12 protein-coding genes and 1 riboswitch are annotated in these 15,691 nt (G+C 43.3%); of the genes, 4 read left to right on the forward strand and 8 right to left on the reverse strand.

Features of this window, described 5'->3' with window-relative positions; genetic code table 11:
• Positions 1-28: 28 nt before the first annotated feature.
• From BM243_RS09355 to BM243_RS09390, 8 genes are all read right to left on the reverse strand, one after another.
• Positions 29-4,786, reverse strand: coding sequence for a cadherin-like beta sandwich domain-containing protein (locus tag BM243_RS09355; protein ID WP_074912106.1), 4,758 nt, complete (start codon positions 4,784-4,786; stop codon positions 29-31).
• 67 nt (positions 4,787-4,853) lie between these two features.
• The gene (locus BM243_RS09360) at positions 4,854-6,332 is read right to left on the reverse strand and encodes a DUF4430 domain-containing protein (protein ID WP_074912107.1); all 1,479 of its coding nucleotides are present in this window, start codon (positions 6,330-6,332) and stop codon (positions 4,854-4,856) included.
• 261 nt (positions 6,333-6,593) lie between these two features.
• Positions 6,594-6,715: riboswitch (cobalamin riboswitch) on the reverse strand.
• Between the two features lie 317 nt (positions 6,716-7,032).
• Positions 7,033-8,328, reverse strand: coding sequence for a bifunctional diguanylate cyclase/phosphohydrolase (locus BM243_RS09365; RefSeq protein ID WP_177213498.1), 1,296 nt, complete (start codon positions 8,326-8,328; stop codon positions 7,033-7,035).
• Between the two features lie 438 nt (positions 8,329-8,766).
• A complete protein-coding gene (locus BM243_RS09370; protein ID WP_074912109.1) occupies positions 8,767-8,895 on the reverse strand; it encodes a cyclic lactone autoinducer peptide in 129 nt (42 codons plus the stop codon).
• Between the two features lie 52 nt (positions 8,896-8,947).
• A complete protein-coding gene (locus tag BM243_RS09375; protein ID WP_074912110.1) occupies positions 8,948-9,607 on the reverse strand; it encodes an accessory gene regulator ArgB-like protein in 660 nt (219 codons plus the stop codon).
• Positions 9,597-10,082, reverse strand: a complete 486-nt coding sequence (locus BM243_RS15260; RefSeq protein WP_074912111.1) for a hypothetical protein — start codon at positions 10,080-10,082, stop codon at positions 9,597-9,599. The genes BM243_RS09375 and BM243_RS15260 overlap by 11 nt, the downstream gene beginning before the upstream one ends.
• Complete coding sequence (locus tag BM243_RS09385) at positions 10,064-10,654, reverse strand: DUF5317 family protein (RefSeq protein WP_074912112.1); 591 nt, start codon at positions 10,652-10,654, stop codon at positions 10,064-10,066. Before BM243_RS09385 ends, BM243_RS15260 begins: the two co-directional genes overlap by 19 nt.
• A gap of 493 nt (positions 10,655-11,147) precedes the next feature.
• On the reverse strand, positions 11,148-13,004 hold the full coding sequence (locus BM243_RS09390) for an FAD-dependent oxidoreductase (RefSeq protein WP_074912113.1): 1,857 nt from the start codon (positions 13,002-13,004) through the stop codon (positions 11,148-11,150).
• A 262-nt stretch (positions 13,005-13,266) separates the two neighbouring features.
• On the opposite strand from BM243_RS09390, the gene BM243_RS09395 reads away from it, so the two are divergent.
• The 4 genes from BM243_RS09395 to BM243_RS09410 all read left to right on the forward strand — a co-directional run.
• Positions 13,267-14,400 (forward strand): hypothetical protein, encoded by a 1,134-nt coding sequence (locus BM243_RS09395; protein ID WP_074912114.1) that lies wholly within the window; start codon positions 13,267-13,269, stop codon positions 14,398-14,400.
• On the forward strand, positions 14,382-14,507 hold the full coding sequence (locus tag BM243_RS15580; RefSeq protein WP_431602448.1) for a helix-turn-helix domain-containing protein: 126 nt from the start codon (positions 14,382-14,384) through the stop codon (positions 14,505-14,507). Before BM243_RS09395 ends, BM243_RS15580 begins: the two co-directional genes overlap by 19 nt.
• 202 nt (positions 14,508-14,709) lie before the next feature.
• Positions 14,710-15,189, forward strand: coding sequence for a DUF6431 domain-containing protein (locus BM243_RS15265; protein ID WP_074912115.1), 480 nt, complete (start codon positions 14,710-14,712; stop codon positions 15,187-15,189).
• 59 nt (positions 15,190-15,248) lie between these two features.
• On the forward strand, positions 15,249-15,691 hold a 443-nt coding region (locus BM243_RS09410; protein ID WP_143093570.1), incomplete at its 3' end, for a helix-turn-helix domain-containing protein.

Genomic DNA, 15,691 nt, shown 5'->3' on the forward strand with positions numbered 1-15,691 from the left:
ACCTTCTTTCTCTTGGGGCAGCCTGGAATCAGGATTCCCTCTTGGTGTTTTTCTTTCTCATGACAGTTACTCCTACCAAGGCCCCTGCCAGAAGTACCCCCAGCACCAGCCACAAGGTGGCGCTGCTTTTCTCCACTTCTGCCGCTTCTAAGGCCTCTCCGGCTTCCAGTCCAAGGACCCCAAAGACGGAGAAGCTTTCTGTCTTGAAAACCAGTTCTTTGTCTTTCAGGACCGCCTCCAGATATTCAAAGGTTCCATCCTTTTTTTCGTGGAGGATGAGAATCTGTCCCTCATGGCCTTCTTGACGCGGGATACGGACCTCCAGAGCTTCCTCTGGGATGTACTCCTCCTTTGTCAGGGCATTGAGCATGGATAGGTTGAAGATGCCAAGGATCTTGTGGGCCGCGGCTTCTTCTTTAAATCTTTTCAGGGACTCTTCTTCCAAAGAGTGCACCTCTACCTGGATTTTCACATACCAGGGCAGTCCCTGGACCTTTATCTGGGTCTCAGGGTCCTGATGATGGTGCTTTTTATAAGCTTCTGTATAGGCCTTAAGATTCTCTGCATTTTCCACTTCCTTCTTCTCTTCCTCAGAAAGAGATTCATAGGCGCTGTATGCTTCAAAAAGGGCCTTCAGGTCAGTCAAGCCGTCAGACTCCACTTTCAGACTGCGGATCATGTTTCTGACGCGTTCTAGAGTTTCTTCTTCTTCCGCATCCTCAGAAACTGAGCTCTCCTCCTTGACTGCATCGTCTTTTTCCTCTTCTAGAGGGACTCCTCCTCCCGTGGATGGCGCTTTATCAGGTTTTTCTTCCTTGGATGGTCCCTCCTGTGGATTCTTCCCTTCCTCTTTCGGCACTTCTTGATCTTCATTTTTCTCTTCTTCCTTGTCTTCTTCTGGTTCGTTCAGAAGGAATTCGTAGAAAGCTTCTGCTTCCTGAAGAACTTTTAGGTTTGTCACGAGACTTTTCTGCCTTAGGGTGAGGGCCTCATAGGCGTTTCTTGCCTCAACAAGAGCCTCTTTGCTCTTTTCACTCACAGCGCCGATGCTGCGGATGAGGTCCATCACCTTCCCTGCGGCAGTTTTGTCCGCTTCCTCAGATTGCAGATACAACAGTTTTTCTTCTGCATAAAGGAGCCAGTCCACATTATGCACTTGCTCTTTCTGCTCCATGGTGAGAGCTTCATAAGATCTTCTTGCGGATCTGATGGTTTCTTCTTTCAAAAGGGTCACGTCGCCAATGTCATCGATGAGCTCTATCACCCTCTGGATCTGATTTTTCAGAAGCCCAAGGCTTCTTTCTGCATCCAGAAGAACATCAAGGGTTTTGATCCCTTCTTTTTCAGCTTCTGTCAGGCTGTCATAGGCTACTCGTGCAAGAAGGATCTGTGGCTCACTCTGAAGGCTCACCGCTCCGATCTTTTCAATGAGTCCGTGGACATGATGGAGGATCAGTTCTCTATAGGTCTTCTCTTTTTGAACAAGAACCTCATAGTTTGTGACCTGGGCTTTTTCTTCCTCGTACATGGCCTCATAGGCATTTCTTGCAATGATCAGCGCATCCTTGGAGTCAAGTGTCACGTCGCCGATGGCGTCGATGAGCTTTATGACCCCCAGAGCTTCAGGCACCCCCACAGCCAGAACATTTCCAGAGTCATTTTTATAGAACAGGGTTCCACGGGCATCATGAATGATGCCTGTTAAATTGTACTGGGCAAAGCCTGCCGCATCATAGAGCTCGATGAGTTCTGCGTCTTCCCCGGAGGTGGCGTTAGGATCGGCTTTGATCATGGATATACCACCAGGCAGGGCGTTGTAGGTGGAGTAGAGATAGATGAATCCTGTCTCTTTCTCATAAGCCGTGGTGAGAAGCACTGCGTTCTGAGGATAGCCTTTCAGTCCCACTGCATAGATCATTTCCAGGCTTTCTGCATCCGCCACCAGAAGGTTCCCTGAGGAGCCTGTAGCGCTGATGCCTGAACCTACCCCCACATACACACGGTTCTTGTAGACCACAGGGGTTGCGGTGGACTGGGCGTTATGGTTTATCCCATGAAGGTTTGAGAGAACGCCCGTGACAGGATCCACGTCTGCCCGGTAGAGATACCCATTTTTCGTGGTGAAATACACCCTGCCGCTTTCTTTCTCATAAGCGATGGCAGATCTCTGATCGCCAACAATTTCCAGGGCTGAAATCACTTCACCGGTGAACTGGTGGAAGGCAAATAAGGTGGATGTGCCGCCAAATCCGCTGGTTCCATCATCAGATCCCACAATGACGGTATCTCCTACCACCACTGCTCCGGCCCAGTAGAAGCCACCCTTATGGGTGTATTTCCAGCTGGCTTCTTTTGCTTCCTTTGTATTTTCTGGATCCTCATCGGTGACACTGATGCTGACAAAATTTGCATCCCTTGTTTCTCCGTTCCAGAATCCTGTATAAATGTATCCATCCTCATAAGCAATGGCGCTCAAGGACTGGCCCCCCAGCGCATCCTTGTAGACCCAGACAGATTCCAGGGTCTTGGCGTTAAACGCCTGGATGGTGCCATTGCCAAGTGGTGCAAAAATCATCCCTTCTGCATAGGTGGGGGGAGTATACCCAAAACTTGGAGAACCCACCATGTCCCCTTGGGCGAGAATTTCACCGGTTCTTAAATCCAGCTTGTAGATCACCGTGCCTGCCATGACGATCAGGGCATTATCCACAATGATCTGCACACTGGGTGCTGCACTCCAGCCGCTGCCAAGCTTCTTGTTCCACTTGAGGTTGATGTTTTCTGTATCAATGGGCAGTTTCACATCTGTGATGGCCATGTTGCTGTCGCTGCCTCTGAAATTTTTCCAGTAGGCATCCACTTCAGGGAGCTTATTTCCAGTGACTTTCTCCAAGGAAGCTGTAAGGACTCCGCCTTCGGCAGGAATTGGACCTTGCTTTGTGATATAGCCATATTTTGTGATGCTGTAGGTATAGGACTTCACGCCAAAGAGTCCTCTGTAGGTTCCGGTTTCATCCGGTTCCACGGCTCTTCCTTCTTCATCATAGACTTTCACCAGAGCATCTTCTGGTGAAACCTCAAACTGCACTGCTTTTCGCTGTGCCCGTTGAAGGTTCAGGGTATAGGTTTCTGACAAAGCATCTTTTTCGTCTGAGGTGGACACCGAAACGGTGATTTTGTCTTTTCCGCGAAGATCCACTATGCTGGACGCTTCTCCGTCATATGTCATCACATAGCCGCTCTTGGCTGGTTCAGCCTCAATCTTCACAGTGTCTAGATCCTCTGGAAGGATCACCGTATACTCTTTTTCTGTTGGACTAAAAGCCTTGTCCAGATCGTAAGGGGTCTTTCCTTCCAAGAGGCGAAGATCTGTAAGGGTGGGCAGAACATCTACTGAAAAGTAGTACACACCGGCTTTCTTCTCTGATCCTTCTTCCGGCTGCACTTCCAGCCGGAACTCGTTCTTTCCTGGCACCAGCACATCCGCCCATTTGGAGGATCCGCTTTTCCAGGTGATGTCTTTACTTTGTCCTTCCCCATAGTAAAGGATCACTTTTGCACTGCCTTCTTCCGGCATTGCCCGGAATCTCAGCTGGGTCACCCCATCGGTCTGGGCAGCTAGGGTATAGCTTTTCTCTTCCTTCTGAAAGACCGCTTCTGTTTTATAGGCTTCGCCAGGATTTTTCAGAAGCACCGTGGCATCAGTGGGGCTGTAGGAAGTGTGGATGAGAAGAGACTGCAGAAGGCTTTCCTTCTCTTTCGACACCTGAAGGATCAGGGTATACGTGTCTTTAGAGTATGCTTCCCCATCATGGGCACGGAAAACCAGTTCATAGGTCTTTTCTTCTTCCGGGGTGAACAAAAAGGCATTCAGGGCTTCTATTTCTTTCTCTCCGTCTATGGACACGGTATAGGTCAGATCGTCTCCATCTTCATCGGTGAAGAAATCAGACAGGTTCATCTCCAGGGTCTTTCCTAGGGTGAGGAAACCTTCGGCTTTCTCCTGCACATTCTCTTTTCTTACTGGCACCTCATTTCCTGGAACCAGTAAGAAGGTGTAGACTTTACCGGTCTCTCCGCCTACGGTAAGACGGAGGTCTTTCCCAAAGGCCACAGGGATGTCGTCGTTTCGTCGGTACCCCTCATCTTCTAAAAACGCTTCCACTTTAAAATTCTTGTTCGCAGCGGTGGGTGTTACCCGAAGCTTTTGAAGAGATTTTGGCAGGGTCAGGGTATACGCCGTCACACCGCTGTCAAAGGCTGGGCTTAGGGTGCCCTCATTGAACTGGATGGTTTTTAGGCTCTGGTCCGAGCTGGACCAGTTCATCCCCAGGTCTTCTCCCCAGTTTTTCGTATATTGGATTCGGATCTCGTCTCCATTTTTCAGTTCTCCATTTTTCACGGTGAACTCTCCAAATCCCCGGTCTGTGAACCAGTCGTTCAGTGTCCCCATCCAGCCGCTCATGCTGCCCCCATGGAAGGCTTCCAGTCCATGGATGGAGGAGATGTAGTTATACTCTGCCCCTATTATTTCATAGTCTTTTGATTTCAGGGCATCGGCCACAAGGCTCATCATGGTGGACTCGTCTTCCAGGGGCACATTCTCTTCTATGAGTACTCCTGTCCAGGCGGGCGGAGTGCCCTCCACTTCCTCCAGGAAGGTGGTGTTCTCGACGATGACCTTGACAAAGCCCAGTGCTTCTTCTGCTTTTACCGAAACCGGCAGCAGATTGATCATCATGAGGAGTAGTAGTAGGGAGGAGATCCATCTGTTTTTTAATTTCATTGAAATAACGCTCCTTCTTGTTCCTTCTTGTTTCTTCTTGCTGTTATTTTGCTCTTTTTACTTTCCTCTACAGTACAGATCCGCCTATGTCTGCGCCCAGTCCTTTACAGGTGTAGGCCCAGAGGATGACATCCCCGTCTTTCAGCTTGTAGGCTGAACTTCCGTAATTGGGGAACCATCCGTTCACCTGATACATCCATCCGGATTCAGAACCCACATCAAATTCATAGAGATGCTGGATGCCTTCCACGTAGTAGCTCTTATATAGCGGCGTATAGGCATATTCCAGCTGCATGTTCGCGGCCTTTGCCACTCTTTTCAGCACATCAAACACTGTTTCCCCTTGGGTGAATTCCACCGTGGTGGCTTTTAACAGAACCCCATTTTGAGGCACGTACTGTTCTTTCCCTGGGGTGAGATCTTTCATATTGTCCAAAATGCTGTCCACCCGGATGGAGATGGTAGCTTTCAGAACTTTGGCCGCAGGTTTCTGAGGTTTTTCTGGTTCAGCCACCGGTGGCACAATCTCCGTGGGCTGTTCTTCTTTCTTTTCCTTTTCTGTCTCTTTGGTCTTTCCTGGCTGCGCTTCTATGTTACCTGATGCGATTCCTGGTTCCTTTTTCTCATCTTGAGGTTCCTTTGAAGGATTTTTTTCCTGGCTTTCGGAAGGTGCTTTTTCTCCTCCAGCCTGGGTTTCATTCACTTCTTCTTCCGGACTCTTCCCCGGTTCTTTGTCTCCCTCCTCTTTCTTGGAGAGGGTTTCTTGATTTATTTGCTCTTCCAGCACAAGGCTTACTGTTTCCTGCCTCTTCCCTAGGATTCTTTCTGCCTCCTCCTTTGTGAGGAACAGATCTTTTCCTTCATAGTCTTTCTGCAGCTGACGCAGAATGAAGTCTGAAAGAGTCTCTTCCGTAAGCCTTCTTTTCTCATAAAGGTTCTCTTCTTTTTCAGTTTTCAGGATGGTGAGCATGTCTCCCTTCTGAAGAAGGGTTTCTTCCTCTATTCTGCAGTGTATTACCTCACCACCATAGACATAAACGGTGCTTGTCCCCTGACGGACACTGACAGAGAAGACTCCTGTAGCAGAGGACAGTTCTTCTTCCTTTGCAAAGACTGAAAGTGATTTATTATCTTTGGTGTTCGTATGAAAAAACACTTCTCCGTTCATGACCTGGAGTCCTAGCGTGTTTTCTTTTTCTTCCTGGATCATTAGGGTGGTATCCTCATGGAGCACCGCTTCTCCTTGGCCTGGAATCTCAAGGTGGACACTGGCCCCATCCAGGGTTTTCAGACGGTCCCCTTCTTTTAGAATAGTTCCTTCTTGGAGACTGTAGGCGATGCCCTTTCTCTCCACATGGGCAAGACCTGATTTTCCTGTCACCAGAATGCTTCCGCCTTCTGTGAACCATCCGCGGATATTTCCGACGAACATGGCTGCGGAAAATACAATGGCCACTAGAATCAGAATCATTACTCCGTTATAGATGCTGTTTTTTCTGGCCTTGGAGGGCCGTTTCTTCTTCTGTTCATCCTTCTGTTCTCGCACTTGATTCCCGACCTCCTTTTAGGTATAATTTAAGGCGCAAGAAAGAGAGCATTCCTTGAATGCTTGTTTTTGCGGGTACTGTACAGATGGGCGTCGACCAAACATTTCATCTGTACAGTTTTTCTTTTGCCTTTTAATGGATCTTAAAACGTCAGATTATTCTAAAAATAAAAACAGCGTACCGTAGAGAACGGAAACGCTGCTGCATCTCAAATCGTCTCATTCTCTTACCCAAGAATAACCTAATCAGCACGTTGATAAAAGTATCCTGACTTACGGATCATTCTACTCTGAGACCTTCTCATTCTTTGAAAGAACAATGGTCATCATTCGTACCCGCATACAGTAGGGGCAAGCCTGTGCCGGTTTCACCGGACTTCCTTTTATCTGTGCCTGATATTTTTTTGTGTAGATTCATTTCTTTTTTCCATCTAGTATACTAAAACCTGAATCTACAGATACTATAACATTAAGACTTCCGATATGCAATGCACTTTATTGCTGTAATATTTTCTTCTTTATCGATTTCTATTCTTTTGGTGCCTCAGGAAAATTTCCTTAGAGCCAGATTTTCCATTTTATAGGGCTTATATGCAGATTAAAAGCACTGACAGGGAGCAGTTCATTCTCTATCAGTGCTTCTTTCTGCATTATGGTATAAAGATTCCTTTACGCCTTCTTATCATCCTCTAGGATCTTCCTACATTTCTTTCAGCGCTTCCATGAACTGATCCGCCATATAGGGATCAAAGTGGGTGCCCTTGCAGCGTTTGATTTCTTCAAAAGCCTCCTGGAAGGTTTTGGCCTTCTGGTACGGTCTTTGGTTGGTCATGGCGTCGAAGGAATCCACGATGGTGAGAATCCTTGCCAGAGGATGGATTTCCTCTCCCTTCAGCCCTTTCGGATAGCCCGTGCCGTCATACTTCTCATGATGCTGAAGTACAATGGGTACGATTTTCTCAAATCCACGGATCTGACTGAGGATGTCCGCACTGTCCTGGGGATGCTTCTTCAGTTCTTCCCACTGGGCATCGGTGAGCCTCTGATTGGTGATGAGGGTTTCCTTAGACGTATTGATCTTACCAAGATCATGGAGATATGCCCCAAAAAGGAGACTTCTCTTGTCTTCTGGAGAAAGCTTCATATGGTCTGCCACAATCCTTGAATAGTGGAAGACCCGTTCCACATGATTGAAGGTGTAGGTGTCTCTGGAGTTAATCACCGTCATGAGGGTTTTTAGAGGCTTCATTTCCTCCAAGAGGTCCTCATTGGGTTCTTTTTCCATGATGTGGTCAAAGATGGAGGAATAGACTTCCACCTTGTTTCTTCTTAAGAACTTTGCCCGATAAAGAGCCATGTCCGCATTCTCAATGAGGCTCATATGTCGTTCCATCTGCATGCTGCTGGTGGAGACGCCTATGGAGGCGGTCATCATCTGGTTGTTCATGTTTTCTTTGCCATGGTAGTCATAATTGCAGATGGCTTCCCGTAATCTGTCTGCCATCTTGCAGGCTTCTTCCTTGTCCGTATCCGGCAGGATGACGCAGAACTCGTCTCCACCATAGCGGCAATGTAGATCTGTCTCTCTGATGGTTTCTTTTAGTACCCCTGCGATTTCTTTCAGGAAGGCATCTCCCTGGGCATGACCATAAACATCGTTATAGGTCTTGAAGTTATCCAGATCCAGCATCACCAGGGACAGTGGTGTCTCGTCAATTCTACTTTTTTCAAATAGTTTTTCTAAAACCTCATAAAAGTACCTATGGTTATAAGCCCCAGTAAGTCCGTCAATATTGGCAAAATTTGTAAGTTCTCGGATATGCCTCTGTTCCAACTTTGAATAATATCCGATGGTCCACGCTACTAAAAAGAACATGGCAAAAAGCGCTAAATCATTTTCAAACTGTATATTCACACCTGTATTATCACCAAGGAATAGATCCATAAAGGCTATGACTCCTGTGGAGATGGCAGCCATTATAATCCCAATCTTCATACCATGTTCTATTGTATAAGAAATAATAAGGAACAAAAAAATGTACTTATTTTCGCTTACATTGGCACCGCTAATATAGATAGAAAAAATAAATACTATTGTGAAAATAATGATTTCTAATATATAATATTCTTTTTCGTGTTTCTTCTTATTAAAAATAAACATAAGAAATAACATAATGATACTAAAAATAATGAATGTCATCCCTATGTAATAAATATTGTAAATGTCATAACCCTGATATTTTTTATTAAAATACTCCAGTATGGGAATGGCACTGAAGAATAGAGCAAGAATTTTCACGGTAAAGAACATAATTCTGATCTGTTCTCGTTTCCTGCTGCTCAAGGATGGAATTATATTCCACATGGTTCTCCCCCGCTTTCTCTATATAAATGATGAAAAGACTTGTGTAAACAAGTCTTTTCACGTTTTCTGTTACAGATCTTTTAGTGACTCTGGCTCTTCAGGCTGATAGAAATAATAAATGCATGCTGAAGTTGCCATGGTGGTGGCAAATACAGTCGCAATGGCAGCTAGAAGTGTCCATAGATTTTTTTTCTTCATGTTCTTTCCCCCTTTCCATGTAATATCCTATATCATAATATTGGACCGCAATTTAATGACCCCTTCGTACCCTTTGTTGTACTTGATTAAAAAATTCCCCCACCATTGTATCTGCTGTTGCTAGAACGGCTCCGCCCCTGTTTGTCAGGGTAAAGGTTTGCCACAAAACAGCCACCCTTAAACTACTAGCAATACTGTAGAGTCTCTCTACTTCGGTCGCTGCTAAAAAAGCGATAATGGTGAGTATCATAAGCAATATCAGTTTCCCAAAACTTTCTCGTCTTAGTCTTCTGATTTTCTCAGGATTCACGATGGGTTTATTCGGGCTATCTACTGGTACTCTTAGATAAAAAATATAAAATGAAATCAAAAACACTATTGTTGTGATTCCAATATTCATAATCAAATCTATGGGTACGCCCAAAAAATATCTAGAGGTAATTGCTAGGATAGCGATAGACAGAATGCTTACACTATTGCAACCACCCATGGTTTTAGCATGGGCACCACCAGTTGATTTTCTGATGAATCCTACAGCAAGAAAGACTACTATGCTCTCATAAAGGGTCTTTGTTAGTAGCCCCATGATAACAGTCATAAAAAAAAGTGTAAGTATTTGAAGCATTCCTATGAGACCGTATCGTATTACTGATTGTTTTTCTTTTTCCAAACTGAGTCTTAAAGTAATTACTTCAGCGATTCTAGTTGCCAATGCTTCTATGGTACTCACCCTTTCGATGGAACATAAAGAAGAATACTGCAATTATAACGGCAAATACAATATTTGCAAATGTTCCGATATAGTTCCTCTGGAAAGTATCTCGAATAATCATTTGAAACTTATCCTGTCCGATAAACATCACTGTTACAGCAGTAACTATCATTTCTGAGAGCAAAATCAATACCACACAAAACGATGTAGAACGTATGGTAATGTATGGATGCATCTTCAGATAAGTAACGCAGATGAGGTACAAAAAAAGCATGTTCATAATGGTCTGAACTCCTACAGAAATAGGCAGAAGTTTCATAATGAAGGTGACTAAAGTCACAACAAGGGATGTAATCAAGTAATTTTTAAGGTGAAACTTTTCTTTATTGAAGGTATAGATGCCAAGGACAAGTAGAAAGCTCTGAAGTCCGAAGCCTAAGATATATTTAATAAGAATTAGCTCAAGTTGTTCCATAAAGTTGTTTCCCTTTCTTTTCCAGTCTGATTTGTTTTACTGCTATGGTATGATTTTATTGTGTCATAGACCACGATAAAAATGAATGCGTGTATAAGTATATCTCCAATGCTTAGGATACTGTATCCCACATCAATGAAATCTGTCAGGATTTTATATTTCGTTTGTTCGGTTCCTAGAATATGCACTTGATCTATGGTCCCCAGGACCTTTTCATCAAAGTACCCTGTATACTTGGAAAGCGTAGCATAGACAGGCATTTTCCCGCCATTTTGACTCATGACGAATCTGTTTAAAAAAGAGCCCACAGTGAGCATGATAGATCCTAAAAATCCTGCTTTATAGAGCCTATGCACCACAATGGGAACGATGAGTGTGTAAAGATATAGGGTTTTAAAAGTTCCTGCATAAGGAATGAATCTGTAGTATCCAAGGAACACAGAAGTCTGCAACATAAGATACAGAATTTCTGCCACAAATAATGGGTAGAGCGATCTGTCTCTCAGGATAGGTTTTATGCTGTAGCCTTTCATTCTGGCGATAAGAAATGCCAGGAGAATATAAATGATCATTCTTAGCCCTCAACGCTTAACGTATATACTCTTATTTATAAATTACAATTTTATGCAATGTTATGCAATTCCTCTATAAGCATAACACACCTTATAGATAGTTATCAATCATTATGTAGTGCTTTTCACAAATCGTGAACGATTGTTATGACTATGTTGTAGGTTGCCACGAACCAGTTTCAGTTTTTAAGTTCTACTGAATGAATCGGTTGATACCTTCATACATAGGAAGATAGGTATCTGACTCATCACTTTCCTAACTTCAGTTCTTCATTATAGCTATCAATAGGCAAAATATGACATCAAATGATGACTTTGTAAAACAGTATCCTCATAGGAACATCAAATATCGTAGTATATCGTCGGTAAGTTATTCAAAATAAAAAGCACACAAGAGCAATTCTTTAGCAAACTGCTCTTGCGTACCTCTATTACACTGTTTTTAATACGTTACTCGTCGATAAAACTTAATCCACATAGAATATGTTGCTGCCTATTTCGCTGATTCTAAGGCATTTTCAACTGCCATCATTATGCCTTTACTGGACTTTGTTGATCCGGTAACAGCATCAACAGAATACGTGTTGTTGGCTACAATAGAATCAATAATCGGTTTCTCTGCAGCTTTAAAAATGGTTTCCGTTTCTGACTGCTCAAGAATCTCCACATTTTTAATTTTACTGTTCTCAACTAGAACCTTCACTTTTATGTCTCCATGGTATCCTTTTCCAGTACCTTCGTAGACACCATCTTTAAAAACAGTATCGCCGTCCGGTGTTTCTGTGTCTGAAGGTTTTTCTTCTGAAACCTCTTTCTCAAATTCCATTACCACAACTTTCGCTTCATCTCTTTTAGTAGTGGCTGCTTGTTTACCAGCAAGCCTTCCAAAAACAAAAGCTTGTAACAATCCATTACCAGACATATAACCAGGGCCTGCAGTATCTGAGAATCCTTCCATCACTCCACCAGCCGCATAGAGTCCTTTTATAAGTGTTCCATCTGATTTTAAGACCTGGCCCACTACATCGGTCACCAGCCCTCCTTGTGTATGCCTTAAGTCAGCTGTGATTTTCAATGCATAATAAGGTCCATCAAAATGTTCCGGAAATAAAGTTCTGTTCAAGCTATCTTGCCCAGTCTTTATGCCATTCAAAAAGTCTTCCACAGATGCTGCAACTTTCTTCTGATCTAAATTCAGCTTAGCTGACAGCTCATCTATGCTGTTGGCCTCTGTTATAATCCCTGCATCAACATAATCCTGAAACTGACTGGTCTGTTCCGCATTTGCCTTGTTGAAGATCATATATACATTATTTGTGTCTTGAGCCAGCACTTCTGGTGAAAGCTCTGAATAGCCTTTATGTTCATTTGTAAATCTATGACCATTCATATTCACTAGAATTCCGCCACGGTATAGAATATTAAGATCTACTGATCTTCCCAGTTCTTCACTGAACACTCCATGGCCTTGGTAAGCTTTCATATTGGCTACTTCCGCTCCAAGGTTCTGACCCCAAAGAATTCCCTCTCCTGTTGCTCCAGGAGCTACCAGCGGATACGCATCGACCATTTCCGGAATATACTCTTCCAGCATTTCTTTATTGGCGGCAAAGCCACTGGTGGCTAAAATTGTATTTTCTGCACGAATGAGGATGGTTTCACTGTTATTTTTATGGATAAATGCACCCACCACAGCACCATCTTCTATAGCAAGTTCCACTGCTGGAGAATTAAGCATCACTTCAATGTTTTCGTCATCATTTAGATTTGAAATAAGCTTCTGAGTCATACCAGCTCCACTACCTTCCGCAATATGCATTCGGTAGTTGGACTGACCATAGAACAGATTATTTGTAATCAGGCTCATGACAACTCCTTGTTCTTCCAGCCATTCGATGACCCCTTTGGCATTTTCCGCTATGGTATACACCAGATCTTTCCGAACACTGTAAGAGCTTGGCCTAAAAATATCCCGAACGAATAATTCGTTATTGTCAACTATTCCAGCTTCTTTCTGCTGTTTTGTTCCTGCTGCAGGAACAATCCCACCAGAAATAATGGTGGCACCCCCAAGGTATGCGATTTTTTCTACCAGTATGACCTTACTTCCATTTTCGGAAGCTGTAAGTGCACTGGTAATCCCTGCTCCACCACCACCCAAAACAAGAACATCTGTGGTAAGCGTCTCACTGTAATCTGGCGCATCTTCTCCTGTTGATGTTTTGAGTTTCTGCTCCACTTGACCTGGTGACTCCACCACAGGTGTCTCCTCTGCTCCTTCTTTAGAGCAGCCCGAGAACATCCCAAGGATTAAGGATATAGCAATCAGTCTTGTAATAGTCTTTTTCATGTCAGCCTCCTAATGTTCATAGATCATTTTTACTTGATTCCTTTTCTTCGTTACTAATATGACTTGCATGGTACTCATCCATCGTTCAATGCTCTTTTAGTTCATAAAACTTCATCTCTCCCCCTAGATTTGTTATTTTTTTATCACTGCTAATAATCATACCATCTAGTTCTCACCTTAGCATCGTGATGAACATATGATATAATATTAACAAAACTGTGCATTATGCACAGTTTTATTATTTCGCTTGAGGAGTATAGGGATGAATCATAAAGAAAGTTCAGCAAAATCTTCAATTCAGGAAAAATCATTGCGGCTATATGAAGCCCTGGTATCAGGGAGAGGAATGAGTAATTTAGTTCAGGTGGCTTCGAAAATTCTGGGTAATCCTCTTTCCGTATCAGACTCATCCTTCCGTCTACTAGATTATTCTAGAGATACTGAAGTAGATGATCCTGTATGGCATGATATTATCGTTCATGGCATGTCCTCTTTGGAGGTAATTGAGAAGTTTAATAAAGAACAAATCATTGATCGGGTTCTTACAAGTGATCAGCCCATTCTCATATCGGATGGTATTGGGAAGAATATGAATCGTATTCTTGGCAAGATTTGCATCGCTGATAAAGCCGTTGGTTATGTTGGTGTTTTTGAGGTCAACCACCCTCTTACTGAAGAAGATATACTTCTAACAAGCATCCTCTCTTCAGTATTGTCTGTGGAACTTTCAAAGAACCCTGCAGTTTCAAAACTGACGGGAACATTGCTTGAAAATCTTTTCATTGATCTTATTCAGGATACAGCCATGGAAGAGGATGAGATTGAACACCGATTGCGAGCTTCCAAGTGGTATCCCCATCCAAATTTTTACCTGCTCTACATTCCTATAGAGGCCAGTATATATACTCATTACAAGATAGAATACGTATGTTCTTACCTTTCTACATATTCAAGCCAGGTTCAGCGTGTCTACATCAACAAATCAGTTCTCATTCTTGTAAGTTTCCGTGACCAAGAAGAGTTGAGCCCTTTTTGGGAGACGCTAAGAACGCTTCTCACTACCAATGACCTGTGTTGTGGTGTCAGTTTTCCCTTTGACCATTTGAGAAAACTAAGGACAGCCCATGAGCAGGCAGCTTACGCCTTCACCTACGGCAAAAAACTCTCACCTAAATCTCCGATTTATTCCTATGATGAATACTATGATCTTTATCTCATCCGTGAACTTCAACTGAAAACACCTCTTTCTGACTATGCTCATGGGGGCATTCAGAATCTGCTGCAATATGATAAAGACCACAACTCTTCCTATGCATCTCGCTGCTCTTATATATTAATACGCAGTACAATTTATCAGAAACAGCGAAGAAACTTTTTATCCATAGAAACTCCATGATTCACCGACTTAACCGAATTATGGAGATTAGTGGAATCAAATCCTTTGAAGAAGAGGATCTTTTCAGAATCTTATTAACCTATAATGTTTTTGCTCTCGTGAAATGACATAAATATGACGGAGTTGTTTGTCCGTGAATAGACGGATATACTGTCCTTAAGAATACTTAAGGAGAAATAGAAAGAGACCCTTCCACCTCATGTTTGCCCAGAGTGTTTGGAAGGGTCCCTTACTAACTTAATAGCATGGTAATTATAACAAACTTTGAATTGGAATGGAATAGCGAAAAGAGCGTTTTTTGTTAGGAGTATGGAGAAAAGTGTATGCCCAATCTGTATGGGGAAACTTGAAGTTATAGGGTCTAGAAGGCGTTATGTGATAGAAGGTACAGGAAGCAGACAAACCCTTATCGTGCGAAGAATGAGATGTCTTAACAACGTTTGCAGGAAAATCCACCACGAATTGCCTGACATCCTAGTTCCTTATAAAATACATGCAGCTGAGATCTTGGAGAAGATCATCGAGAAGGATACTCAGGAGGTTCCCTTAGAAGAATCCACCATCCAGAGAATTAGAAACTGGTTCTATCACAGAGCGGACGCTCTGGTTGGTGGTTTGATTGGTGTATATACCGTGCTCAATAAGGGTTCTGGGGTTGATCTGTCCACCCTTCCCAGATCCATACTCTCAAGGATACATTTCTTTGTGGATAAGTCTTCAGGTTGGCTGAAGAGGCTTGTCCGAATATTGGTAAATAATAATCATTGGATACATACCCAGTTCGTGTAGGTGTCCAGAAAGAACTCTCATAAAATCATGTCATAACCAATAAAAAATGGAGGTATGACATGAAAGACAAAGAAAAAGCTCAAGATATTGCAACCCAGAGGGCTATGCTGATAGCACCTCTTCTTTCCCACGGACTTGATCGTGGAGAGGCCAGACTCATCAAAGAAAGAATCTGTCGTGAGACAGGACTTTCTGAACGGACAATACGTCGCTATCTCTCTGATTACCAGAAAAAGGGATTCAACGGTCTGATTCCTAAATCCAAATCCAGTGAATCCTCCCGAGTGATTTCTCCTGAAATTCTTGATGAAGCGATAAGACTACGGAAAGAAGTCCCCAGCCGCAGCGTGTCCGAGATTATTAGAATTCTTGAATGGGATGGATTAGTATCACCGGGAAGTATCAAAAGGAGTACTCTACAGGAGAATCTCCAAGAAAAGGGCTTTAGCGGTAAGCATATGGCAATCTATCATAATTCTGGACAACTGGCTACAAGAAGGTT

Source organism: Proteiniclasticum ruminis, from assembly GCF_900115135.1.
GTDB lineage: Bacteria > Bacillota > Clostridia > Clostridiales > Clostridiaceae > Proteiniclasticum > Proteiniclasticum ruminis_A.

Bases quoted from the DNA above. Each gene is read 5' to 3' on its own strand.
- BM243_RS09355 (WP_074912106.1), bottom strand. From the start codon at position 4,786: ATGAAATTAAAAAACAGATGGATCTCCTCCCTACTACTACTCCTCATG.
- BM243_RS09365 (WP_177213498.1), bottom strand. From the start codon at position 8,328: ATGAAGATTGGGATTATAATGGCTGCCATCTCCACAGGAGTCATAGCC.
- BM243_RS09370 (WP_074912109.1), bottom strand. From the start codon at position 8,895: ATGAAGAAAAAAAATCTATGGACACTTCTAGCTGCCATTGCGACTGTA.
- BM243_RS15260 (WP_074912111.1), bottom strand. From the start codon at position 10,082: ATGGAACAACTTGAGCTAATTCTTATTAAATATATCTTAGGCTTCGGA.
- BM243_RS09385 (WP_074912112.1), bottom strand. From the start codon at position 10,654: ATGATCATTTATATTCTCCTGGCATTTCTTATCGCCAGAATGAAAGGC.
- BM243_RS09390 (WP_074912113.1), bottom strand. From the start codon at position 13,004: ATGAAAAAGACTATTACAAGACTGATTGCTATATCCTTAATCCTTGGG.
- BM243_RS09395 (WP_074912114.1), top strand. From the start codon at position 13,267: ATGAATCATAAAGAAAGTTCAGCAAAATCTTCAATTCAGGAAAAATCA.
- BM243_RS15265 (WP_074912115.1), top strand. From the start codon at position 14,710: ATGGAGAAAAGTGTATGCCCAATCTGTATGGGGAAACTTGAAGTTATA.